This window comes from Deltaproteobacteria bacterium, from assembly GCA_019310525.1.
In the GTDB taxonomy this organism is placed as follows: domain Bacteria; phylum Desulfobacterota; class DSM-4660; order Desulfatiglandales; family HGW-15; genus JAFDEE01.
Map to the genome: position 1 here is coordinate 6,751 of JAFDEE010000004.1, position 21,850 is coordinate 28,600.

The following is a 21,850-nucleotide window of genomic DNA, read 5'->3' on the forward strand; positions in this document are numbered from 1 at the left end:
CCGATAAGGGAAGATCGATGGTGATCATGGTAATAGACGGGCAGGGGGGAGGCATTGGGGCTGCGGTCATCAAGAGTCTCCGGACCCGGGGCGGGGAGGACCTCCTGATCTGGGCATTGGGAACCAATTCCATCGCCACCTCAAGGATGATGAAGGCCGGGGCCAACCGGGGAGCAACCGGTGAAAACGCGATAGTCCGGTCCTGTTCCCGGGTGGACTGGATCATCGGAACCCTTGCCGTTATCATGCCCAACGCCATGATGGGCGAGGTGACCCCCCGGATGGCCGAGGCCCTTTGCTCCAGCCCCGCGAGAAAGGTCCTGATTCCTCTGACCCAGGAAAATGTCAAGGTTGTAGGTGTTGCGGAAGAACCCTTGCCTCACCTCGTTGATCGGGTAGCTTCCCTGGTGCTAGGGAGTGGCAGCGACTGATTCTTTTCCCGAAAGCCCTAGAGTGCGCTATCGTTTACACGCTCTTTCCAGCCGATCAGGAAGATCGAAATAGTAGTCCGCCTCGTTCGTTTTTCCCCTCTTCAGACACCCCTTTCCATAGATACGGCACTTCCTGCGGAGTTCCTTGAGGGCGGCCAGCAGGTATTCGTCCTTGAGGTCTTCTTTTTCGATGAGATTGACCAGGGATTGGATACGATAACGATCCAGACCCCCGATCCTCGTGGAAAGCTGGTCGCTGTGCCCCCCTTCTTTGACAAGGAGATATTCATCGATGAGGTGGATCGGGTAACGGCTTGAGATCCTTAACCACAGGTCGTAGTCCTCACAGGCCGGCAGGCTTTCATCAAAAAGGCCGACCTCATCGAGAAGACTCCTCTTAAGCATAACTGCGGAAGGACTTACGAGACAAAGCCTGAGGGAGGGAATGAAGACATCTCCAGAGGGTTTTAGGTGTTTTTTCCGGGGGTTGACCCGTCGGCCTCGCCGAATCCAGATTTCCTGGGTCTGACAAGCCACACATTCCGGTTGCCGCCGGAAGAAAGCGACCTGAGTTTGAAGCTTTTCAGGAAGCCAATAGTCATCCGAGTCCAGGAAGGCCACGAGGGGTGCGCTGGAATGGCGGATACCCGTGTTTCTCGCAGCGGATACACCCTGGTTTTCGGCGTGCCGGATGTAGGAGATATGCTTTCTGAAGGGGGCGATTCTTTCTTCTGTATCGTCCCTGGAACCGTCGTCCACCACGATGATTTCGATCTCGGCAGGATCAAAGTTTTGGTGGAGGACGGAGGAGAGGGCCCTGCAGACCATCGAGGCCCGGTCAAAGGTGGGGATGATGACGCTTACGGTCTTCATGCAAGGTGGTGCCAGAGGAATCCAAGGCATCCCGCCAGGAAGAAGTTCCCTTCTACCAGGGCCTCCAGGGATGTTCCGGGATAAAGCCACCGCTTTTCGTAGGCCAGGATGGACATCATAAGGGTGCCGTAGCAGAGCAGGAGCAGATAGGAGAAGCTCCCCACGGCGCCGACCAAGGGTGCGGCCAAAAGGCCGAGGCCGCCTATGATCGTGACGGATTTCAGCAGGAGGAGAGTCCTTTTTTCCCCCAGAGTGATGGGAAGGGTCTCAACTCCCACGATAAGGTCGCCCTGGGCCTGGAAGATATCAAAAAGGGCAGATCGTACATATACTATTGAAAATACTGCAAAAAATGCTACCAGGGTCTTTGAGGAGTCAGGAGGGGAAGGCTCAAGGAGAGGCACCAGGGAAATGACGGTCGCCCACGCCAGGGATTCCGAAAGGGTTTTAGAGCCGGGGATATCCTTGATCTTGGTATAGCGAAACAGGCGGCGCCTACGAAGCGGGACGATCGGCACACTGTATATGATACCAAGGACGCACAACCCGGACATGATGAGAAATACAGAGGGCCCGAGACGGATGGCGATGGCCAGGGAGCCGAGGATTGCAAGGATTCCCGAGAACATCAGGGGAATTCGGTACCTTCGATAAAAGCAGGCCATGGCCGGGTCGTTGTATGTGCTGGCCCCCTTGTCGAGGAAGCGGTTGAGAACGTGCATGGCATAGATATAAAGAAAAGCGATGCCGGGATGAACGAAGTCAAGATCCCGGTTCATCAGGATTTCGGCAGAGTAAGACAGAGAATAGCCACCGAAGGCCACGACGAGATTGCTGTCCATAAGGATCTTGAAAACCTTCCTCAACCAAGGACCCAGGCGGGCCTCCCTGCGGCTGCGGATCCCCTGGATCTCCTGTACAACCTGCTTGATCATCCAGTTGGGTGTGGAGGCCCCGGCCGTGACTCCCACCACCTCCATGGATGCCAGCCTTTCTCTGTCCAGTTCCTCGGCCTTCTCGATGTGAAAGGTACGGAGGCCTGCGCCTTCGGATACCTGGACCAGTCTCTGGGTATTGCCGCTGTGGTACCCTCCGACGACCACGACGCAATCCACGTGGCCGGAAAAAGATTTCACTTCTTGCTGACGGTTATGGGTCGCATCACAGATGGTGTCGAAGATGACGGCCTTGGGATACCTGGCTCTCACGGCCTCCTGTATTTCCCTGTAAACTTGGGCGTCCTGGGTGGTCTGGGCCACGACAAGGAGTTTTTCCGTCTCGGGTAGGGTCGCTACCTCCTCGGGGCGGCCGATCACATGGGCCTTGCCCTCCGCATAACCCTGAAGGCCGATGACTTCTGGATGGTCCTGGTCCCCGACGATTACAGCCGTAAATCCTTTTCGGGTATGGGATCGAATAATGGCCTGGACCCTGGCCACCCTGGGGCAGGTGGCGTCCAGGATTCGAAGGCCGCTGGAGCGGAGAATCTCCCTTTCCCCGGGAGGAATTCCGTGGGCACGGATCACCATTGTCCCCTTTTTCCCCTGGATCTCCCGGATGTCTTCTATCGGGATGACGCCCTTGGATTTCAAGAGGTCGATCACCTGGGAGTTGTGGATGAGGGGGCCGTAAGTATAGATAGGTCCATCACCCTTGTTGGCCTCGTTTAGGACAAGGTCCATGGCGCGGTGGACGCCCATGCAGAAGCCGGCGGTCTTTGCCAGTTTTACTTTCAAGCGGCCTGATCCTCCAGGGTTTCAAAATACTCGTCAAGGGTTTGGATGAGGGTCTCGAGATCCCCGATCCGGGTGATTCGCCCCCGGAATCGGCTGCTGTGGGGAAGCCCCTTGGTATACCAGAGGAGAAGCCCCCGCATGGCCCGGGCAGCGCGATATTCTCCAAGGGATTCCGCCAGGAGGTTGAAATGCTCCAAGATCAGGGCCTTGCGCTCGGAAAAGGTTGGTTCGGGGATGGAAAGATCCCGCTCAAGGCAGAGTATTTGTTTGAAAATCCATGGGTTTCCTACGGCTCCACGACCTATCATGACCCCGTCGCACCCGGTCTCCTTCCGCATCCTCAAGGCCGCAGCGGGCTCAAAGACATCCCCGTTCCCGATGACGGGGATGTTCAAGACCGTCTTGATTTCTCCGATGATGTTCCATTCGGCGTGAAGAGAAAAACCCTGAGTGGCATAACGGGGATGAACGGTCAGGGCATCTGCGCCGCAATCCTGGACAATTTTGGCGATCTCGAGGTAGGAGGGTTCGGAAGGACTCCAGCCTGCACGGATCTTGACAGTCAAGGGTACGGAGCAGCTGAGCCTGACGCGGGAAAGAATCGATTCCACCCTCTTGGGATCCCGCAACAGGGCCGCTCCTGCTCCTGTCCGGGTCACCTTTTTCACCGGGCAACCCATATTGATATCCACGACAGAGGCCCCCGCATCAATGACTATTCGAGCGGCCGTGGCCATGATCTCGGGATGGGATCCAAAGATCTGTACGGCCAGAGGCCCTTCGGCGGGATGGCTCTTCAGGTAGCGGAAGGTGCTTTCCTGCCCCCGTGTGAGCCCGGTGGCACTGACCATTTCCGTGGTGACCAATCCCGCCCCCATTTTCTTGACCATGAGGCGAAAGGGGAGGGAGGTGATACCGGCCATCGGGGCCATGAGGAGCCAATTGTCTAATTGGAGGGTGCCGATCTTGAGCATGGTGGCATATTAGAGAATTTTCGGGGGGTTGACAAGGGCGCATACAGGAAAGGGGCTTGGTGGTTCCCGGAGAATGTGAAGAAGGCGGTTGTACTGCAGGGTGGCATGAGCTATCATTTTTTTAGAAACTTTTTCCGGGGCAGGTAAGGGGGCGTATGCGGAAGAGAGGACACTTCCTGCTTTCCGGGCCGACGAGAGATCACGAGGAGGGCGTTGAATGACAAAAGAAGACAAGGGCCATTTCGCCAAAAAACATGAGGAAAATCAGGCGCTTGATCGGAAGATCCTCGAGGCGATCCGGGAGAGGGCCGTGGACGATGATCTTCCCTGTGCCGTTGCTTTTTCCATAGCGGAAGACCTGGATGTCTCTCCAGCCGAGGTGGGCAGGGCGGTGGATATCGTTGAAAAGCATATCATCAAGTGCCAGCTGGGGCTTTTCGGGTACGGCCCCCGGAAGAGCTTGCTGTCTCCGCCTGAGTCCATTGATCCAGAGCTTTCCGAGGCCATCCACCAGGCCTTGGTGGACGGCCGTCTTCCCTGCCGGGCCGCGTGGGATATCGCAAAAAGGCTGGGAATTCGAAAGATGGCCGTATCTTCCGCCTGCGAGGGGCTCGGTATCAAGATTTCCCGATGCCAACTGGGTGCCTTCTGAGCCTGGAACTGCAAGAGGTCGATCACAAAGCAGGCAAGGCCCTTGAGAACCAATGGGAGGGGGCAGGCCGGGGGGAGATGCCGCTGCGCGATTTTTCGTGAAGAGTTTCAGCCGCCAAGAAAGAGATCCGTACTGATGTAACGCTCACCGGTGCTCGGGAGTATCACCACGATCTGCTTGTCCCGGTTTTCGGGTCTTGCCGCCACTTTCAGGGCAGCGGCCACCGCGGCCCCGGAGGAAATCCCGCAAAGGATACCTTCTTTTTTGGAGAGGTCCCGGGCCGTCTCGAAAGATTCCTCATCGGAGACCGTTATGATCTCGTCAAGGATCCGGGTGTTGAGGACCGGGGGAATGAATCCGGCCCCGATCCCCTGGATCTTGTGGGGGCCCGGTTTCCCTCCGGAGAGAACGGGGGAGCTGGCGGGTTCCACGGCCACGGCCTTAAATTCGGGTTTGCGTTCCTTTATTACCTCCGATACCCCGGTAATCGTTCCTCCGGTTCCCACCCCGGCCACCAGGATATCCACCGCGCCCCCGGTATCCCGCCAGATCTCTTCAGCCGTGCTCCGCCGGTGAACGGCGGGATTGGCCGGGTTGCTGAACTGGTTGGGCATGAAGGCGCCGGGGGTCTCATCAAGTATTTCTTGGGCCCTTTGGATCGCCCCCTTCATACCTTGCTCCGCCGGGGTGAGGACCAGGTCCGCCCCAAGGTGTCGGAGCAGTTTTCGCCGCTCAAGGCTCATGCTCTCAGGCATGGTCAGCACGAGCCGGTACCCTTTCGCGGCACAGACGAAGGCAAGGGCTATCCCGGTATTGCCGCTGGTGGGTTCCACGATCAAGGTTTTCTCGTTGATGGAACCCTGCCTCTCCGCAGCCTCGATCATGGCCGCCCCGATGCGGTCCTTGACACTGCCCAGCGGATTCATGAATTCTAATTTTGCAAGGATCGAGGCCGGAAGGCCCTTCCCTATCCGGTTCAATCGGACCAACTGTGTCGATCCTATGGTCTGGATGATGTCATTGAAAATGCCAGGCATCTCTCAGCCCTCCCTCTTTTTCGGCATCCTGGAAACCTTTTTTTCCACGGCCCCTTTCATGATCAATTCGGGTTTTTTCAAGAAGACCCGGGTATCCGGGGGCACCGACTCGGTGATCCACACGTTTCCTCCGATCACGCACCGGGCCCCGATAACCGTTTCTCCTCCGAGGATCGTGGCCCCGGAGTAAATGACAACGTCGTCTTCGATGGTGGGGTGGCGCTTTTGGTTCCGTAAACTTTCCAGGGCGTCCCTGGGGAGGGAAAGGGCCCCGAGGGTCACTCCTTGGTAGATCCTTACCCGGTTTCCGATCTCGGCGGTCTCTCCGATGACGACACCGGTCCCATGGTCGATGAAGAAACTCTCCCCGATTCGGGCACCTGGATGGATGTCGATCCCTGTAAGCCCGTGGGCGTATTCTGTCATCATTCGAGGGATGAGGGGTATATTCTGCTCATAGAGCAGATGGGCGATCCGGTAAACCGTGATGGCAAAGAGGCCTGGATAGCTGAAGATGACCTCGTCGTGACTGCGGGCGGCCGGATCCCCTTCCCGGGCCGCTACGACGTCTTTTCCGAGTAAGGAACGGAGGTTGGGCATTTCCCGGATAAAATCTATGGCGGCTTCATGGCCCCGGTCCAGGCATTGGCTGCACGGTTGGTTGTACCGGAGACACTCGTGGCGGATGGAAAGGGTGATCTGTTCCGCAAGGGACTCATAAAAGGTGGAGACCTCCTGCCCGTAATAGTAACCGAAATTGACCTTGTCCACCCGCTCCCTCGTAAAGTATCCAGGAAAGAGTATTTGGCGGGCCCTTTTGATGAGAGCGACTATGGCCTCCCTGGAAGGAAGGGGTTCCGGACTCACGTGGTCGAAGCATTCCTTCCGGTCGCAGGAACGCACCAGTCGGTCCACAAGCTCCGGGAGCTCTTTTCGGAACCGTTCCGTGTTCAACACATCCGTCTTGCATCGATCTTCTTTTAGCACGTCTTCCATGGTTCAAGTTCTTTCTTTTTCCCGCCTCGGGCGGACCCATAGGAGAGAACCGGCCAAAGCCGCCTAAGTGCCTGAGGCGCAGGCCTGGCCTTCAGGCTTCCAGAAGGGTGAATAGCTCCGGAGTTTTTCTATGATCGGAGGAACTTTTTCCAGCACGAAATCAATCTCCTCCTCAGTGTTGTAAATACTCAGGCTGAAGCGGATGGAGCCGTGGGCCATGGTAAAGGGGACGCCCATGGCCCGGAGCACATGGGAGGGCTGCAGGGAGCCGGAGGTGCAGGCGGACCCGGAGGAGGCGCAGATCCCATGTTCATCCATGAGCAGCAGAATGGCTTCTCCTTCAACGAATTCGAAGCTGATATTGGAGGTATTGGGCAGGCGTTCCGCCCCCGCCCCGTTGACCCTGGTATTCGGGACCAGGGAGAGGATTCCGGTTTCCAGCTTGTCCCGGAGGGCCTTCACCCGCGTGTTTTCCTTCTCCATGTTCTCGGCCGCCATCTCACATGCCTTTCCCAGCCCGATGATGCCGGCCGTGTTCTCCGTACCTCCCCTGCGGCCTCTTTCCTGGTGTCCTCCGATCAGGAAGGGCGAGAATCTGGTGCCCGTTCTCACGTAAAGCACACCGATCCCCTTGGGGGCGTGAAGCTTGTGCCCGGATATGGAAAGCATGTCGATGGCACTGTTGCTCAGATCGATCGGAATCTTCCCCACGGCCTGGACAGCGTCCGTGTGGAAGAGAATCTTCCTTTCTTTGGCCATCCGGGCGGCCTCTTCAACGGGAAAAATGACTCCTGTTTCATTGTTGGCCCACATGAGAGTGACGAGTGCCGTATCCCGGGTGAGGCTCACCCGGTACTGGTCCATGTCCAGCCGACCTTCCCGGTCAACGGGGATCTCCGTGACCTTGTATCCTTGTTTTTCAAGGTAGTGACAGAGTGACCTGACGGCGGGGTGTTCCACCCTGCTTGTCACGATATGCCTTTTTTCCTTCTCCGTACGCAGGGCCGAGAGGATGGCCGTGTTGTCACTCTCGGAACCGCAACTGGTGAAGATGATCTCTTCGGGCCGGGCTCCCAACAAGTCGGCCACCTGTTCCCTGGCTTTGCGGAGTTTTGCCGCCACCTGTCCGCCGAAAGTGTGGGCACTGGAGGGGTTACCGTAATATTCGTTGAAATAGGGCAACATGGCCTCAAGTACTTCGGGGGAAACCTGGGTGGTGGCGTTGTTGTCCAGGTAGATCGTTCTCATTCTGTCACCTCCTCTACGACCAGTTCAGGCCAGACCAGTTCTCTGAGTTTTTGTTCAACAAAGTTTTTCAGGGTCAGTTCAGAGGCCCTGCACGTGGCACAGGCTCCGCGGGTCGCGACCAGGACCCGGTTCCCGATCACATCCACGAGTTCGATGTCTCCCCCGTCGTTTTGGAGGGAGGGCCGGATCTCCCGCTCTATCGTCTCCTCGATCATCCGGATTTTCTGGATGTTGGAAAGTTTCGGCCGGGTCACGCGTTTTTTCTCGGATCGGACCCGGGCGATGATCTCACGGATGGTATCGTGGCAGCCCTCGCATCCTCCCCCGGCCTTCGTGTAGTTCGTGACCTCCTCCACCGTGCTCAGGTTGTTTTCCCTTATTGCCCTCTCGATTTCCAGATCCGTCACCCCGAAACACTCGCAGACGATTTCCCCTTCCTGTTCCTTGACCGGCTGGCCCCGGTAATCGGCAAGGGCATGTTCCAGGGCCTGTCGGCCGAGAACTGAGCAGTGCATCTTCTCCTTGGGAAGCCCCCCGAGATAGTCCACGATATCCTGGTTGGTGATCTTTTCCGCCTCCTCGATCGTTTTTCCTTTCAACATCTCGGTGAGGGCGGAGGCGGAAGCGATGGCGCTGGCGCACCCGAAGGTCTGGAACTTGGCCTCCTGTATCTTTCCGTTCTCATCCACCTTCAGCATGAGCTTCAGGGCGTCCCCGCAGGCCATGGAGCCCACCTCACCGACGGCGTTGGCATCCTCCATCTCCCCGGCGTTTTGCGGGTTGAGAAAGTGTTCCTTGACTTTGTCCGAGTATTCCCACATGATTTCTTCCTCCCGACTGGAAGCCCGACTGAAGGAATAGGTTCGAATCGGGGCTTAATAAGGACATGGACCGGCATTCTTTATTAATGAAAGGGCCCTTATCGACAAGTTTAATCATTATTCCTATTTTGACAATAGGAAATATTGAATCCTAATCCTGGCACTCTCGATCATCGGTTATGAGACCATTCTGTGTTGGGGGCCGAAAGATTTTTAGAACATTATACCAGGTGCAACTACTGAAGGGCGAAAATATTGACCGGAATGGATCCCGGGGATGATCCCGGAGGCTTCAGAATCTTGCAGGTTGTTGATAAACATAGTGAGCGAGGTAGTTTTAAACTGCCTGTTCAGAGGGGAAACAGACATGCCGATTTCAGGAAAGATGCAGAAGATCATCGAGACTTCATCGAGTGTTACCAGGATGTTCGAAGAAGGGGCAAGGCTCAGGGCCCGGTATGGGCCGGACAGGGTCTACGATTTCACCCTGGGAAACCCGGCGGTTCCTCCTCCCCCCGAGTTCGGAGAGGTTCTCCGGAACCTGGTGAAAGAGGATTCCATCCCCCATGGCTACACCCCGACCGCCGGGCTTCTCCCGGTCCGAAGGGCCGTGGCTGAATACCTGAGTCGTGAGCAGGGAACGGAGATCCCGGCCGAAAACGTTGTCATGACCTCCGGAGCGGTCGGGGCCCTGAACGGCATCTTCACCGCCCTGATGGACCCCGGGGAGGAGATCTTGGTGCCGGCCCCTTATTTCGTGGCCTACACCCTCTACGTGATGAACATGGGGGCGGTCCTCCGCTCCGTGCCCACGGGAGGGAATTTTCACCTGGATCCCGGGGCCATGGAGGCGGCCATCACCGGGAAGACCAGGGCGGTTTTGGTCAATTCCCCCAATAATCCCTCGGGTGCGGTCTATTCCAGGGAGGAGTTGGAGCAACTCGGAGAAGTCCTGGATCGGGCCAGCAAGAGATACGGGAGGAGAATCTACCTGATCTCGGATGAACCGTACCGTAGGTTGGCCTTCGACTCCGAAGTGCCCTCCGTGCTAGAGTCCTATCCCCACACGATCCTGATTTCCTCATATTCCAAGCAGCTTTCCCTTGCCGGAGAAAGGATCGGATATCTTGCCGTTCACCCGGAGGCCGAGGACGCCGAACAGCTTGTCAAGGCAGCCGGGGTCATGAACGCCGTTCTTTACGTCAACGCACCGAGCCTGTTCCAGAGGGTCGTGGCCGCCCTTCAGGGGGCGGTGGTGGACGTGGAGGCTTACAGGCGCCGCAGGGACCTCGTCTGCGAGGTGTTGGAGAGGGCCGGCTATACCTTCACCGTGCCTCAGGGGGGGTTTTTCATCTTCCCGGAGTCCCCGATCCCCGACGATATCACCTTTTGCCGGAGTCTCATGGAAGAGCGCATCCTGGTCTGCCCGGGAACGGATTTCGGCACCCCGGGTCATTTCCGCCTCTCCTTCGCCGTTCCGGAGAAGACCATCCTGGAGGCGGAGGAAGGATTCAGGAGGGCCAGGGAAGAGATAGAATAGGGTGAAGCATGAAAGAGCGGAAGGTTTCCCCCACGTGTATAGAGTGCCTCAGGAAAATGACCCGGGATATGGCCGAGATGGCAGTTCCCGGGGATAAAGGCACCCTTTCCCGGGCAGAGGCCGCGGCCGAAAGGATTCTTCAGGAGGCTGTTAAAAGCGGAGATTGGTGCCCCCCGAGGATCGCGAACCGCATCCTTAGAGAACTCCGTGATTATACGGGAGTGGAGGATCCTTACGCAGCGTTCAAGTCCCTGGAAATGGCCAGGGCCCGTGAGACGATAGCCGTCCTGGAGGGACGGACGGGGTCTGATTTTCGCTCTCTCGTCTGCCTTTCCCTTCTGGGCAACAGCCTGGATTTTTTCTATGGACCGGATACGGCCTTCGCCGGTATTCCGGAAGATCCGGGAAGTATTTCCTGTTACTATGATGACATCGGGCGCCTGGAATCCTTCCTCTCCTCCAGGCCCGAACGGGTCCTCTTCCTCACGGACAACGCCGGGGAAATCTTCTTTGATCTCCCCCTCTATGACTATATCCGGGAACATGCCGGAGAGACGTTATTGCTGGTTAAGGGGGAACCTTCCCTGAACGACCTGACCCGTACCGAACTCCGGCATGCGGGCCTGGAGGGTCGATTCGACAAGGTGATGGATACCGGTATTGATGGGGTGGGGATCGACTGGGAATGCCTGCCGGGGAAAGTCCTGGAACTCTTCGACTCGGCGGACCTGGTCATTTCCAAGGGAATGGCCAACTTCGAAACCCTCTATCCCCGGCTCCTGTCCACTCCCATCTTTTTTCTGTTCAAGGTCAAGTGCGAACCAATCCAGGACTATATCGGGGCCCCGAAGGGAAGTTATCTTGCTTTCTGGCGGGACGGAATTCCTTCGGTTCGTTGAGCAAGCATCAATACTGCAGCTATTCAAATTTACCGGCCTGGTGTTTTCTGGCGACTTATCTGCGGGGGAAGCCGCAGCCCGGGGGGAGACCCGGAACGGAAGAAAAGGCGTCATTGGGTGCACCTTGATCATTCTCCAAGCAGGATCTCCCGGGACTTGGGACCACAGTTTAAGAGCAGATCGAGGACGGAGAGGTTCGGAAGGAATTCGCCCCAGAGCTGGGGATACACCGGGACGGGGGGAGTGAAAAAATCCAAACTTATTCCCGCCTCCCGAAAAACTTCCTCATTCAAGAATTTCTTGGCCGGCCTCTGGGCCAAAAAGCGGGTTGCGCCCGTCCGCCTGCAGATCTCAATGAGCCTCCGATCCCCCGTGCCACCCACCCCAAGCTCCGAGAGGAGCAAAACCTCACCCTGGATACCTAGATGCCGGATCACGTGCCGGATAATCTCCATATTCAGGTCCAGGAGCCTTTCAAAATCCCCGGAGAAGATTTTTTCGAAGAACGGCAGGTGTTCCCTCAGGTAGGGCGCCCTGGCATAGGCGGTCTTGATGGTCTCCAGGTGCTTTTTCGCCCAGCGGCCCTCACGGCATATCCGGACGGAACGGATCGTCTGCAGGCCCAGTCCTTTTTTCCACACCGGGATGGTCATCCAAAGGGTGCCAAGGTGGTTCTTGAATCGGTTTCTCGAAATCCAGGTGGTGCCCCGGGGAAATTGAACGTCGTCCAGGATGACGAAAAGATCGGAAAGGTGGGCCTTGTAAAAGAAACCGGGATAAGGGGCGAAGTAAGGCTGGCTGGCGGAAAGGATCATTCAGGGAGAACCTTTTCATAGGGGTGAGGGTCCAGGAAAAGGCGGGGGTCTCTGGCTTTAAGTTCCCTGTAGCGGGAAAGGCAGAAACGCCTGGAGAAGTCCGGATGTTGGAGGTATGGGAGAGTATTCTTCTTAAAGATATCCACGAAGCGGTTGAAGACCTCCTCCTTCTGGTTCGCGTCGACGAAATGCTTTTCCTGTACATGGTTGTAAGTAACCTCTGTGCCGAGGACCCTTCTGAGGATGAAATACGCCCTGTCTTTTTCAGGGACGAAATGGAAGTATTCCTCCCTGAGGGGAACGGCGGCCCTGGCCTCCATGCGCACGAGCCAGCGATCCCCGGCGATGATGCGGCTCTGGTCCCATATTTCCAGCTTCAGCCCGTTTTGCAAGTTAAGGGTTTCGACGTGTTTTTCCCCGATCATCATACTCCTCTGCAAAGCCGAATGATTTCCCCGGATGTGTACTCGGCCACGTCGGCCAGGCCGTCCAGGGGCATGAAGATCCTGGCATTGGCCGAAAACAGACAGGTCACGGAAGCAGGAAATTCCTCGTCCGCCAGGTAAATGATGTAAAGGAGCGCAATCTTGGGCAGGGGGTAAAGCAACAGGGAGAGGTCTCCCGATCCCCCAGGGGGATCCTTTTCCCCTTCGAAGGCCTTCAGGATTTCTTCCGTCCTCTCCAGTATTTCCGGGACACGGGGAACCAGCACCCGTTCTGTATTAGCCGAGAAGGCCCCATGATAGGGCATGCTGTCGGGCAGGTCCTTGAAGGAGACAAATGGCGCGAGTCGAAGGGGATCCTGGACCACGTGAAGGGCATAAAGGGTCACGAGCAGGGCCCGGGGCCCTGTGTCGGCCTTCTCGGAGAAGGTGACGCCCTCGGGAGACAGGCAGCAGTCCCGGCCGAAAGCCCGGAACAGGAATTGTCTTCCCCTCCTGAGGGCCGGAATCTTTTTATCCAGGCCTTCCGGCTCCCGGTAGATGCGCTCCAGGTTGTTTCGGATGAGGGTGTCGTAGTTTGTTTCCATGTTATTGAACGTTTTTCAAGGGTCTTTGGTTCTTCACCGGCAGATCAGCGGCGGTAGTGTAACACGAATCAGTCCGATTCCAAAGGGGAAAGGAAAGGGGACGGCGGGGGTCCCGGGGGGTGTCATGAAGGGGAGGCCGGTTTTGGAGATGGAAGCAGACTGGATACATAAACAAGTCGGATCCCCCGCAGATTCCGGACGAAACGGCCCACGGCCCGGGCGGTCTCGGGAAAAGGATGTCCGATGCCGATGGCTGCGCCCCTGCTCAGGGCCCGACGCGCGAGCCTTTCAAGCTGGGCGAAAATGGCGGATTCATCCAGCCGCGTATCCAGAAAGATGTTCCTGCAAGCGGCTGCCATGTGGAGTCTGCGGGCGGTTTCGTAACCGGTGGACCGGCTGGTGGTGAGGCTGTCCACGAAAAAGAGGTTTTTTTCCTTGATTACGGCCAGGGCCTCCTCCATTTCCTTTTCCGAGGAGGTGAACCGGGATCCCATGTGGTTGTTTACCCCCGTTGCAAAGGGGATTTCAGAGATGTTTTCTTCCATGACTCGGGCGATTTTGTCGGCGTCATCCCCGACAAAAAGGGCGCCCGGCCCCGGGTCCACTTCCGGATTAAAGGGCTCCATGGGCTGGTGGAGCATGATCTCGTGGCCGGCCTCGTGGATCTCACGGGCCAGGGCGTGGGAATAGGGAACACGGGGTAAGACGGCAAAGGTGATGGGAACGCCGATGTCCAGGAAACGATGGGCGCGGGAGGGGCTGAAGCCGATGTCGTCCACGATAAGGGCGATGCGGGCAGGTCCCTTTCCGCCCCGCCGAGACCCGCGTTCACTGGCAAAGGCCTTGGAAATTCCGCTGAATCCGAAGAACGCTCCCATCAGAAAGGAGCTCCCTTTCACCAGAAAATCCCTTCTGCGCATGTCACACACTTTTTTTTCTGCCTGGGGTTCTCCGTCTGAAGGCGGTCAGTCTGATCGGCTTTTTTGTACAACTTGTTGTTGATGTTGTCAACACTAAACACAATATATTGTATTATCATATTTGGGGAATAAAACCCTCGCTTTCAGGCGAAGGGTTTAGTTCGATTGTTTTTTATTAGGGTTCAAGTGGCCAAGTGATTGTTGTAGAATCCAATAAGCTGGCCTCAATGCATTTCGCCTTGACCCCTTGGGCCTTAAAGCTCGGCTTCAGCCGATATTTTTTACTACGCAGACGTTCTGGTTTTGAGGCGCTCTTCGGGCTGATCCAGTGAAGGGTGGCGCCCTTTTCTTGTGTGTACTCCTGAAAAGGTGGTGGAGGTAACGGTCCGGGATGTTGTATAGTTTAGTTTCCATCCATAAATGGCCTTTTTGGGCGAGGAAGGCGAAATCGGCCACTTATGGATAGGCGCTGAATTATGGGGAATCTGAATTTCATCCAATCCGGGGCGGCAGAGGAAGGTCTTTTCGAAAAGGAGGTGTGCGATGGGTTCTTCGGGAGATGAGGGGCTCCAGGCCCTGAGAGCCGATGCAGAAAAGATTTTTCGCGCGGGGGTGGGCAGGGTGGACCCGGGCGAGGCCGTTCGGCGGTTCGTCCGTCTGGAGGGTCAAACCCTGGTTTGCGGGAAAGAAGATTCCCACGGGGTGCACCTGGATCTTTCTGCATTCGACCATGTCTACCTGGTGGGGGGTGGAAAGGCGACGGCCCCCATGGCCGGGGCCATGGAGGAGATCCTGGGGGAGCGGATCACGGGGGGGATCGTGAGTGTCAAGTACGGGTTCACTAAACGGCTTTCCCGAACCGAGGTGGTCGAAGCCGGCCATCCCCTTCCAGACCAAAAAGGAGTGGAGGGGACCCGGAAGATCCTGGATCTCCTTGAGGGGACTGGAGAGAGGGATTTGGTCTTCTCGTTGATTTCCGGGGGAGGGTCCGCTCTTTTGCCATCCCCCGCGGGACGGATCACCTTGGAGGAGAAACAGGCGGTGACCCGGGCCCTGCTGGAGTGCGGGGCGAACATCCACGAGATCAACAGCGTGCGAAAACACATCTCTTCTTCCAAGGGGGGACAAATGGCCAGGGCCGCCTATCCGGCCACCGTCGTCAATCTTATGCTCTCGGACGTGGTTGGAGACGATATGGATGTCATCGCCTCGGGCCCCTTTGTACCCGATTCGAGCACCTTCCAGGAGGCCCTTGGGGTACTGGATCGCTATGGACTCTCGGATATCCCGGAATCCGTCCGGGACTACCTGAAGACGGGAATGGAAGGCCGTGTTCCGGAAACCCCCAAGGCAGGAGATCCTGTCTTCGACCGGGTCCACAACTTCGTCATCGGGAGCAACATCCTCGCCCTGGAGGCGGCGGCGAAGGAAGCGGAAAAGCAGGGATACCGCACCCTGATCCTTTCTTCCATGGTGGAGGGGGAGACCCGGGAGGTCGCCGGGGTGCATGTGGCCATCGGAAAGGAGATCCTGAGGACCGGCCGGCCCATGCCTCCGCCGGCCTGCGTTATTTCAGGCGGGGAGACCACCGTTACGATCCGGGGAAAGGGCTTGGGGGGAAGAAATCAGGAATTTTGCCTGGCGGCCGCCTTGGAGCTCCGGGACCTGCCTCCCCGAATCGTGGTGCTCAGCGGGGGGACGGATGGGAACGACGGACCCACGGAGGCCGCGGGTGCCGTCGTGGATCCGCAATCAGTGAAGCGGGGACGGGACCTAGGGCTGGCGGCCGGGGAATACCTGGAGAACAACGACTCCTACCACTTTTTTAAAACCACGGGAGAACTGCTGGTAACCGGACCCACCAATACCAATGTCATGGATGTGAGGGTAATCCTCGTGCGGTGAGGGGAGTTGAGCGAAGCCGGCCCCCGGGAGTAGAATGTGTCCCTCCTCCTTTTAGCGCCGGAAAATTCCGGGAAGCGGGTCCTCAAAGGGAATATTTCTTCAAGACCTTTTTGATGTCCTCGGTTCGATCCTTGTGGGTGACCAGGGTTTTATCCCCCGCCCGTACCACGACCAGATCCCTCACGCCGATCAGCATGACGGATTCATCCTTGTTCTCGCAGAAGACCAGGTTGTCCCTGGCGTCCATGTTCATCAGTCGACCGCGGGAATGGTTCCCCGAATCGTCCCCGGGGAGGTAGGCCTTCATGGCGTTCCACCCCCCCACGTCCGACCATGAGAATGTACACCCAACACAGCGCACCGTTTCCGCCCTTTCCATGACGGCATAGTCTATGGATACCGTTTCGATCGAGGCGAAGGCCCTGCCGAGGGCCTCCGGCCACCTTGGCGTATCCAGGTACGTCGTGGCCTCCGAGAGGGCCTCCAGGTGGGCGGGGATGTGCCTTTCGATCTCTCTCAAGATGGCCTCCGCGGTCCAGACGAACATTCCGGAGTTCCACTTGAAACGCCCGGACTCCAGGTAGCCCCGGGCCGTCTCTAGGTCCGGTTTCTCCTTGAACCGGAGGAGTTCGTAGTGCTCGATCCCCTCGTCGTCGATGATTTTTCTTCCCAGCTCCAGGTAGCCGTAGCCCGTCGCCGGGTAAGTGGGGTGGATGCCGAAGGTGTATAGGACCGCTTCTTTTCGGGCGAATTTCAGGGCGGAGGACAGGGTCTTGCGGAAGACCTCCTCCGGTTCGATCATGTGGTCGGCGGTCAAGGTGGCGATCACCGGGTTACCGAACCGCTCCCGGCAGATCAGGGCCCCGAGGCAGACGGCTGCGGCGGTATCCCGCCGATATGGTTCCCCAACGATGTTTTCCCGAGGGATTTGAGGCAACTCTTCCGAGACCATTTCCACGAAGTCCTTGCTGGTCAGGACCAGGATCCGGTCATTGGGAAACAGGTCGCTTACCCTGTCCAGACTTTTCTGGAGAAGGCTGCGATCGTCGCTGAAGAGCTTTAAGAACTGCTTGGGTCTTGTTTCGGTGCTGAGGGGCCAGAACCGGGTTCCCGCCCCCCCCGCCATGATGATACAGGCTGTTCCATCCGAGCTTCCGTTCATGGTGCAATCCTCGTCAATTTAGGTTTTTTCCCGCCCGGCCCTTTTCGGCGTGCCGGCGGACCTAGATATTATGTGGGGCATGCAGGCCGAAGGGCCTGTTAAAGGGCGGGGCGGGGCCTTTTCAGGCAGAGATCCACGAGTTCATCAATTCTCGCGGTGCCCGCGCAGAGCACGCTGTCCGCTCCGCCCCAGTACAATTTCAGCGTTCCGTCCTCCTCCGGAACGGCGCCGCAGGTAAAGACCACATTGTGGACATATCCTGTGACTTCCCAGGGGTCCTCGGGCTGGAGGATCCACTCGTCCGCCACACCCAGGACCTTGCCGGGATCATCCAGGTCATGGAGGGCCGCCCCCAACCGGTAGACGGCCCCGTCCATGGTCTTAAACACGCCGTGGAAGATCTGGAGCCATCCTCTTTCCGTCCTGATGGGCGTGGCGCCCGGTCCCACCTTCATCTCGTCCCAATGGTAGGGCATGGGCCTGATAAGGATCCTTGAGTCCCCCCAGTGGATCAGGTCCGGGGAATAGGAAATCCATATCGACCACGGCGCAATCTCCGTATGGGGCCGGTCGAGGCGTACATACCTTCCCTCGAAGCGGGCCGGGAAGAGGACCACGTTCCTGCAATCGCATTGGGTTATCAGGGCCACGCGTTCAAGGCGCCTGAAATCCCTCGTCTTTGCAAGGGCTATGCGGACACCGTGCCGGGAATAGGCACTGTAGGTAATCAGAAATTCCCCGTCCAGGGCGCAGATACGCGGATCTTCCACCCCGAACTCTTCATAGGGAGCGAAAGGGCCTTCCTTTGCCGGCGTGATGAAAGGTTCCCCGTGCACCCTGAAGTTAAAGCCGTCCCGGCTCTCGGCCAGGCCGATGACGGAGCGGCCGTTCCTGAGGTGGGAGCGGAACAGCATGATGTACCTGTCCCCATGCTTGACCACCCCCGCGTTGTGTACGGTCTCCACGGGATAGGGGACTTGATCCCTGGTAAGGATCGGATTGTTGCTATGTCGTTGTACCGGTCCGCCCATAATCGTCTTCCAGGCGTTCGATGTCGTCTTCCCCGAAGTAATCTCCCTTTTGGACCTCGATAAAGACCATGTTTTCTTCTCCGGGATTGGCGATCCTGTGGGCGCCCCCGCGGGGGATGTCCACGGATTCCCCTTCCTTCAGGGCGATCTCCCGCCCGTCGAGGGTCACAAGGGCCCGTCCCGTCACGATGTGCCAGTGCTCGGAGCGGCGACGGTGCCGCTGGTAGCTGAGCCTTTTTCCGGGATAGACCGTGATCCGCTTGACTTTGTGATCCTGCCTGTCGGAGAGGACCTCGTAGAACCCCCACGGCCGGTGATCCTCCCTTTTTCTTTCCTCGAGGATCCGTTCGTAGACACGGATGTAATCGTCCACCATGCGCTCAACGCCGAACCGAGCCTCTACCCACCGGCGGCATTCCTCCCGTCGGATTTTTTCGACACGGGAAACCGCTTCCACCATCTCATCCAGGTCTGAGACCAGGAAACCGGTCTGCCCGTGGGCGATCACTTCGGGCATACTGCCCCGGTTGAAGGCCAGGACCGGGGTGCCGCAGGCCATGGCCTCGATCACCGAGAGGCCGAAGGGCTCTTCGAAATGGATGGGATGGAGCAAGGCATAAGCTCCGCCCAGCAGTTCGTCCCTCTTCTCCGGTCCGGCACTGCCGATATAGAGGATCTGCTCGTCGTCGATATGCGGTTTTACTTCCCTGTTGAAGTAGTCCTCATCCTGGACGATTCCCGCGATGATGAGCTTCTTTCCCGTTTTCCGGGCCACCTCGATGCACTCCCTTGTTCCCTTTTCATGGTGAATGCGGCCGAAGAAGAGTAGATAGTCTCCTTCGGCGGGACGAAAGGTGAATTGCTTAAGATCGATACCGTGATGAATGGTGGCGATGTATTCCAGCCCGGGATCTTTGTCCGCTTCGCTGATCGCTACGTAGTAGGCCCTGTGGTTGTATTTCCGATACACCGGCAGGATCCCGGGAGAGGAAAAACCGTGGATGGTGGTAAGGACCGGGGTGTCGGTCAGGGCGCTGTATGTGAGGGGCAGGAAATCGAAATGGTTGTGGATGAGATCGAATTCATCCGCCCTCTCGAACACCTCCGAGATATGGAGGCTTTCCCATACCTTCGGATCGAGGGTTTTGTCCTCCTCGTATCCCCTGGCGCAGACGGCGTGAAGCATACCAGCGGTTTCAGAATCTCCAGTGGCGAAAAGGGTGACGTCTACTCCCCTGGCGACCAGGCCTTCCGTCAAGAGGGAGACGACGTTCTCCCAGGGCCCGTAATGTCTTGGCGGGGTCCGCCAGGCGATCGGCGATAGCATGGCGATACGCATTCTTATCCTCCTTGGATGGCGTTGTGTTCCCTGAGCCATGCGAGAAGTTCCTTGATACTCGCCGTGGCCAGGGCGATGCAGGTATCGGCGCCTCCGTAATAGAGGCGGATTTCGTCCCCTTCCAGGATCCAACCGCAGGGAAACACCACCTTGTCCACGTCGCCGAAGATCTCGTAATCTTCCTCCGGGGCGAATATCCACTCATCGGAGCGAATGATGAGCCGGCGGGGATCTTCCAGGTCAAGGAGGGCCAGGCCCAACCGATAGATGGATCCGCTGGCGGTGGTTCGAACCCCGTGGTAGAGGATCAACCATCCTTCCTCGGTCCTGAGGGGCGGGGGGGAGAGGCCGATCTTGTCCGCGTCCCACCAGCCTCCTTTTCTGGCTGGAATCAAAATAGAGTGATCCCCCCAGTGTTTGAGGTCAGGGGAAAAAGAGATCCAGATATGGGCGCCGGTGGAGGGGAAGGTGGCCACGGGCCGGTGAAGCATGGCCCACCGACCGCCGAACCGGACCGGGAAAAGGGCCGCGTCCTTGTCCTCGGGTGGCATGACAGCCCCGATACGTTCGAACGTTCTGAAATCACGGGTTTTGGCCAGGGAGACCAAGGGTCCGCTCTTTGAGTAGGCCGTGTAAGCCACCACCCAGGATTCCAGTTTTTCCAGGTAGGTGATTCTTGGATCCTCGATCCCCCAAATCTCCTCAGGGAAGGTCTCCGGGCAGGGCCGAAGGGTGGGCCTTTCGTCGATCCGCCAGGAGCCGACACCGTCTTTGCTCCGGGCCGCCGTCAGGTGGGAGATACCGCTCCGCTCCTCCACGCGAAGGAGGAGCAGGGTTTGATCCCCGAAAGCGGTGGCCCCCGCGTTGAAGACCGAGTTAACCGGATAGGGCATCTCCCTTGAGGTCAGGATAGGGTTTCCCGGGTGTCTTCGAAAAAGCTCTTTGAAAAAAGGATTTTTCATCAGGCTTTCCCCTCCTTCAATGGAAATGCCGAAATTTTCTCAAACCCTTTCTTTCATGCGCTCCAGGGTCCCTTCCACCAGGGAGCGAATCTCCTGAAGTCTTTCTTCGCTCTGGGCCTCGAACCGCAGTACCAGGATCGGCCCGGTGTTGGAGGCCCGCAAGAGTCCCCATCCGTCCGGAAAGAGGACCCGTACCCCATCCACGTCGATGATCTCATGATCCTTGGCGAGTTCCTCCTTGACTTTCTCCACGAGTTTGAATTTCTTGTCCTCGGGGCATTCAACCCGGATCTCCGGCGTGTTGTAGACCTCGGGTAGGTCCGCCAGGCAGCGGCTCAGGGGCTCCCGGTTCCGGGAGAGGAGCTCCAACAGCCGGCAGGCCGCGTAAATGGCGTCGTCATAGCCGAAGTAGCGGTCCGCAAAGAAGAGGTGTCCGCTCATCTCACCCGCCAGGACGGCCTTCTCCTCCCTTAGTTTTTTCTTGATCAGGGAATGACCGGTCTTCCACATGATGGCACGGCCTCCATGGGACCGGATATCGTTGTACATGTTTTGGGAGCACTTCACTTCCCCAATGAAAGTGGCCCCGGGAATTTCCTTCAGGATTTCCCGGGAAAAGAGGACCACCAGCATGTCTCCCCAGATGATGCGGCCCTTGTCGTCGACCACGCCGATGCGGTCCGCGTCCCCGTCAAAACCGATGCCCGCTTCGAGTCCCTGATCCAGGACGGTCCGGATCAGGGTCTCCATGTTCTTGGGGACGGTGGGATCGGGCTGGTGGTTGGGAAAGCGGCCGTCCATTTCGAAAAAGAGCTCCACGGGATCGCATCCCAGTCTCCGCAGGATGGGGCCTGCCACAACCCCCCCGGTCCCGTTCCCGGCATCCAGGGCCACCTTGACGGGCCGCTCCAGGGTTATGTTGCGGGCAAGGTAATCCTGGTAGGGGGTGATAATGTCGTAGGTTTCCACCGAGCCTTTCCCCTCACGCAGGGTGCCCCGCTCAAGGAGTCTCCTGAATTCCTGGATTTCTTCCCCGAAGATGGTGTCCGGCCCCAGGCAGACCTTGAAGCCGTTGTACTCGGGAGGATTGTGGCTTGCCGTGATCATGAGACCGCCGTCGGCCTCGAGGTGACGGATGGCGAAGTAGAGAAGCGGGGTCGGACAAACTCCAATATCGATCACGCGAGTGCCCGAATCCAGGAGGCCTTTCACCAGGGCATCCCGGATTTTCGGAGAGCTGAGTCGGCAGTCCCGTCCGACTATGGCCCGCGTTCCTCCATGCTCTGAAAGGTAGGTCCCGTAACCGCGCCCGATTAGCTCCACGTCTTCCAGGTTGAAATCCTTCTCCAGGATGCCGCGGATATCGTATTCCCTGAATATCTCTTTCTTCATGGATGCCTTTCTCCTTTCCCCTTTTGTTGTTTTCGCCATGGCATTGCAAAGGAGAGATTCTTTCCGGCCCGTTTCGAGTTTGCCCGC

The 21,850-nt window shown here is 57.8% G+C and carries 21 protein-coding genes; 5 read left to right on the forward strand and 16 right to left on the reverse strand.

Features of this window, described 5'->3' with window-relative positions; all coding sequences use genetic code 11:
- Positions 1–17 precede the first annotated feature (17 nt).
- Positions 18–431 carry a DUF3842 family protein gene (locus JRF57_00885; protein MBW2302244.1) on the forward strand — a complete coding sequence of 138 codons (414 nt, stop codon included), beginning with the start codon at positions 18–20 and terminating at the stop codon, positions 429–431.
- A 27-nt stretch (positions 432–458) separates the two neighbouring features.
- On the opposite strand, the gene JRF57_00890 is transcribed toward JRF57_00885, so the two are convergent.
- From JRF57_00890 to dusB, 3 genes are read right to left on the reverse strand one after another with little or no spacing between them, the layout of a single operon-like run.
- A complete protein-coding gene (locus JRF57_00890) occupies positions 459–1,304 on the reverse strand; it encodes a glycosyltransferase family 2 protein (protein MBW2302245.1) in 846 nt (281 codons plus the stop codon).
- Positions 1,301–3,040, reverse strand: coding sequence for a 4-hydroxy-3-methylbut-2-enyl diphosphate reductase (gene ispH, locus JRF57_00895; protein ID MBW2302246.1), 1,740 nt, complete (start codon positions 3,038–3,040; stop codon positions 1,301–1,303). Before ispH ends, JRF57_00890 begins: the two co-directional genes overlap by 4 nt.
- On the reverse strand, positions 3,037–4,014 hold the full coding sequence (dusB, locus tag JRF57_00900; protein ID MBW2302247.1) for a tRNA dihydrouridine synthase DusB: 978 nt from the start codon (positions 4,012–4,014) through the stop codon (positions 3,037–3,039). The genes ispH and dusB overlap by 4 nt, the downstream gene beginning before the upstream one ends.
- 217 nt (positions 4,015–4,231) lie before the next feature.
- Here dusB and JRF57_00905 point away from each other — a divergent pair, with 217 nt between their 5' ends.
- Complete coding sequence (locus JRF57_00905) at positions 4,232–4,666, forward strand: hypothetical protein (protein ID MBW2302248.1); 435 nt, start codon at positions 4,232–4,234, stop codon at positions 4,664–4,666.
- 107 nt (positions 4,667–4,773) lie between these two features.
- Here JRF57_00905 and cysK read toward each other — a convergent pair whose 3' ends face one another.
- From cysK to nifU, 4 genes are all read right to left on the reverse strand, one after another.
- Complete coding sequence (gene cysK, locus JRF57_00910) at positions 4,774–5,703, reverse strand: cysteine synthase A (protein MBW2302249.1); 930 nt, start codon at positions 5,701–5,703, stop codon at positions 4,774–4,776.
- Positions 5,704–5,706: 3 nt separating this feature from the next.
- A complete protein-coding gene (locus tag JRF57_00915; GenBank protein ID MBW2302250.1) occupies positions 5,707–6,699 on the reverse strand; it encodes a serine acetyltransferase in 993 nt (330 codons plus the stop codon).
- 63 nt (positions 6,700–6,762) lie between these two features.
- Complete coding sequence (gene nifS / locus JRF57_00920; protein ID MBW2302251.1) at positions 6,763–7,947, reverse strand: cysteine desulfurase NifS; 1,185 nt, start codon at positions 7,945–7,947, stop codon at positions 6,763–6,765.
- Positions 7,944–8,768: a Fe-S cluster assembly protein NifU gene (gene nifU, locus JRF57_00925; protein MBW2302252.1), complete on the reverse strand. Its 825-nt coding sequence runs from the start codon at positions 8,766–8,768 to the stop codon at positions 7,944–7,946. Before nifU ends, nifS begins: the two co-directional genes overlap by 4 nt.
- Positions 8,769–9,135: 367 nt before the next feature.
- Between nifU and JRF57_00930 the strand changes: the two genes are divergently transcribed.
- Together JRF57_00930 and JRF57_00935 are read left to right on the forward strand one after the other, a co-directional pair.
- Positions 9,136–10,308 carry a pyridoxal phosphate-dependent aminotransferase gene (locus tag JRF57_00930; GenBank protein ID MBW2302253.1) on the forward strand — a complete coding sequence of 391 codons (1,173 nt, stop codon included), beginning with the start codon at positions 9,136–9,138 and terminating at the stop codon, positions 10,306–10,308.
- An 8-nt stretch (positions 10,309–10,316) separates the two neighbouring features.
- The gene (locus tag JRF57_00935) at positions 10,317–11,207 is read left to right on the forward strand and encodes a DUF89 family protein (protein ID MBW2302254.1); all 891 of its coding nucleotides are present in this window, start codon (positions 10,317–10,319) and stop codon (positions 11,205–11,207) included.
- Positions 11,208–11,335: 128 nt separating this feature from the next.
- Here the strand turns inward: JRF57_00935 and JRF57_00940 are convergent, their stop codons facing one another.
- The 4 genes from JRF57_00940 to JRF57_00955 all read right to left on the reverse strand — a co-directional run bounded on the left by JRF57_00940 (position 11,336) and on the right by JRF57_00955 (position 13,930).
- The gene (locus JRF57_00940; protein MBW2302255.1) at positions 11,336–12,022 is read right to left on the reverse strand and encodes a WbqC family protein; all 687 of its coding nucleotides are present in this window, start codon (positions 12,020–12,022) and stop codon (positions 11,336–11,338) included.
- Positions 12,019–12,450 carry a hypothetical protein gene (locus JRF57_00945; GenBank protein ID MBW2302256.1) on the reverse strand — a complete coding sequence of 144 codons (432 nt, stop codon included), beginning with the start codon at positions 12,448–12,450 and terminating at the stop codon, positions 12,019–12,021. The genes JRF57_00940 and JRF57_00945 overlap by 4 nt, the downstream gene beginning before the upstream one ends.
- Positions 12,447–13,052 (reverse strand): DUF3786 domain-containing protein, encoded by a 606-nt coding sequence (locus JRF57_00950; protein ID MBW2302257.1) that lies wholly within the window; start codon positions 13,050–13,052, stop codon positions 12,447–12,449. The genes JRF57_00945 and JRF57_00950 overlap by 4 nt, the downstream gene beginning before the upstream one ends.
- Before the next feature lie 122 nt (positions 13,053–13,174).
- Positions 13,175–13,930 (reverse strand): divergent polysaccharide deacetylase family protein, encoded by a 756-nt coding sequence (locus JRF57_00955; protein MBW2302258.1) that lies wholly within the window; start codon positions 13,928–13,930, stop codon positions 13,175–13,177.
- A gap of 585 nt (positions 13,931–14,515) precedes the next feature.
- Here JRF57_00955 and JRF57_00960 point away from each other — a divergent pair.
- Positions 14,516–15,877 (forward strand): glycerate kinase, encoded by a 1,362-nt coding sequence (locus tag JRF57_00960; GenBank protein MBW2302259.1) that lies wholly within the window; start codon positions 14,516–14,518, stop codon positions 15,875–15,877.
- A gap of 82 nt (positions 15,878–15,959) precedes the next feature.
- Here the strand turns inward: JRF57_00960 and JRF57_00965 are convergent, their stop codons facing one another.
- The 5 genes from JRF57_00965 to JRF57_00985 all read right to left on the reverse strand — a co-directional run bounded on the left by JRF57_00965 (position 15,960) and on the right by JRF57_00985 (position 21,763).
- Complete coding sequence (locus JRF57_00965) at positions 15,960–17,039, reverse strand: NTP transferase domain-containing protein (protein MBW2302260.1); 1,080 nt, start codon at positions 17,037–17,039, stop codon at positions 15,960–15,962.
- A 98-nt stretch (positions 17,040–17,137) separates the two neighbouring features.
- Positions 17,138–18,070, reverse strand: a complete 933-nt coding sequence (locus JRF57_00970) for a glycoside hydrolase family 130 protein (protein MBW2302261.1) — start codon at positions 18,068–18,070, stop codon at positions 17,138–17,140.
- Positions 18,045–19,409, reverse strand: coding sequence for a glycosyltransferase (locus JRF57_00975; protein MBW2302262.1), 1,365 nt, complete (start codon positions 19,407–19,409; stop codon positions 18,045–18,047). The genes JRF57_00970 and JRF57_00975 overlap by 26 nt, the downstream gene beginning before the upstream one ends.
- A 2-nt stretch (positions 19,410–19,411) precedes the next feature.
- Complete coding sequence (locus JRF57_00980; protein MBW2302263.1) at positions 19,412–20,371, reverse strand: glycosidase; 960 nt, start codon at positions 20,369–20,371, stop codon at positions 19,412–19,414.
- A gap of 39 nt (positions 20,372–20,410) precedes the next feature.
- The gene (locus JRF57_00985) at positions 20,411–21,763 is read right to left on the reverse strand and encodes a phosphomannomutase/phosphoglucomutase (GenBank protein ID MBW2302264.1); all 1,353 of its coding nucleotides are present in this window, start codon (positions 21,761–21,763) and stop codon (positions 20,411–20,413) included.
- Positions 21,764–21,850: the final 87 nt, after the last annotated feature.

What these genes read in the sequence shown, in the direction of transcription:
- JRF57_00885 (MBW2302244.1), top strand. Translation starts at nt 18, where the DNA reads ATGGTGATCATGGTAATAGACGGGCAGGGGGGAGGCATTGGGGCTGCG.
- JRF57_00890 (MBW2302245.1), bottom strand. Translation starts at nt 1,304, where the DNA reads ATGAAGACCGTAAGCGTCATCATCCCCACCTTTGACCGGGCCTCGATG.
- dusB (MBW2302247.1), bottom strand. Translation starts at nt 4,014, where the DNA reads ATGCTCAAGATCGGCACCCTCCAATTAGACAATTGGCTCCTCATGGCC.
- JRF57_00905 (MBW2302248.1), top strand. Translation starts at nt 4,232, where the DNA reads ATGACAAAAGAAGACAAGGGCCATTTCGCCAAAAAACATGAGGAAAAT.
- cysK (MBW2302249.1), bottom strand. Translation starts at nt 5,703, where the DNA reads ATGCCTGGCATTTTCAATGACATCATCCAGACCATAGGATCGACACAG.
- JRF57_00915 (MBW2302250.1), bottom strand. Translation starts at nt 6,699, where the DNA reads ATGGAAGACGTGCTAAAAGAAGATCGATGCAAGACGGATGTGTTGAAC.
- nifS (MBW2302251.1), bottom strand. Translation starts at nt 7,947, where the DNA reads ATGAGAACGATCTACCTGGACAACAACGCCACCACCCAGGTTTCCCCC.
- nifU (MBW2302252.1), bottom strand. Translation starts at nt 8,768, where the DNA reads ATGTGGGAATACTCGGACAAAGTCAAGGAACACTTTCTCAACCCGCAA.
- JRF57_00930 (MBW2302253.1), top strand. Translation starts at nt 9,136, where the DNA reads ATGCCGATTTCAGGAAAGATGCAGAAGATCATCGAGACTTCATCGAGT.
- JRF57_00935 (MBW2302254.1), top strand. Translation starts at nt 10,317, where the DNA reads ATGAAAGAGCGGAAGGTTTCCCCCACGTGTATAGAGTGCCTCAGGAAA.
- JRF57_00940 (MBW2302255.1), bottom strand. Translation starts at nt 12,022, where the DNA reads ATGATCCTTTCCGCCAGCCAGCCTTACTTCGCCCCTTATCCCGGTTTC.
- JRF57_00945 (MBW2302256.1), bottom strand. Translation starts at nt 12,450, where the DNA reads ATGATGATCGGGGAAAAACACGTCGAAACCCTTAACTTGCAAAACGGG.
- JRF57_00950 (MBW2302257.1), bottom strand. Translation starts at nt 13,052, where the DNA reads ATGGAAACAAACTACGACACCCTCATCCGAAACAACCTGGAGCGCATC.
- JRF57_00955 (MBW2302258.1), bottom strand. Translation starts at nt 13,930, where the DNA reads ATGGGAGCGTTCTTCGGATTCAGCGGAATTTCCAAGGCCTTTGCCAGT.
- JRF57_00960 (MBW2302259.1), top strand. Translation starts at nt 14,516, where the DNA reads ATGGGTTCTTCGGGAGATGAGGGGCTCCAGGCCCTGAGAGCCGATGCA.
- JRF57_00965 (MBW2302260.1), bottom strand. Translation starts at nt 17,039, where the DNA reads ATGAACGGAAGCTCGGATGGAACAGCCTGTATCATCATGGCGGGGGGG.
- JRF57_00970 (MBW2302261.1), bottom strand. Translation starts at nt 18,070, where the DNA reads ATGGGCGGACCGGTACAACGACATAGCAACAATCCGATCCTTACCAGG.
- JRF57_00975 (MBW2302262.1), bottom strand. Translation starts at nt 19,409, where the DNA reads ATGCGTATCGCCATGCTATCGCCGATCGCCTGGCGGACCCCGCCAAGA.
- JRF57_00980 (MBW2302263.1), bottom strand. Translation starts at nt 20,371, where the DNA reads ATGAAAAATCCTTTTTTCAAAGAGCTTTTTCGAAGACACCCGGGAAAC.
- JRF57_00985 (MBW2302264.1), bottom strand. Translation starts at nt 21,763, where the DNA reads ATGAAGAAAGAGATATTCAGGGAATACGATATCCGCGGCATCCTGGAG.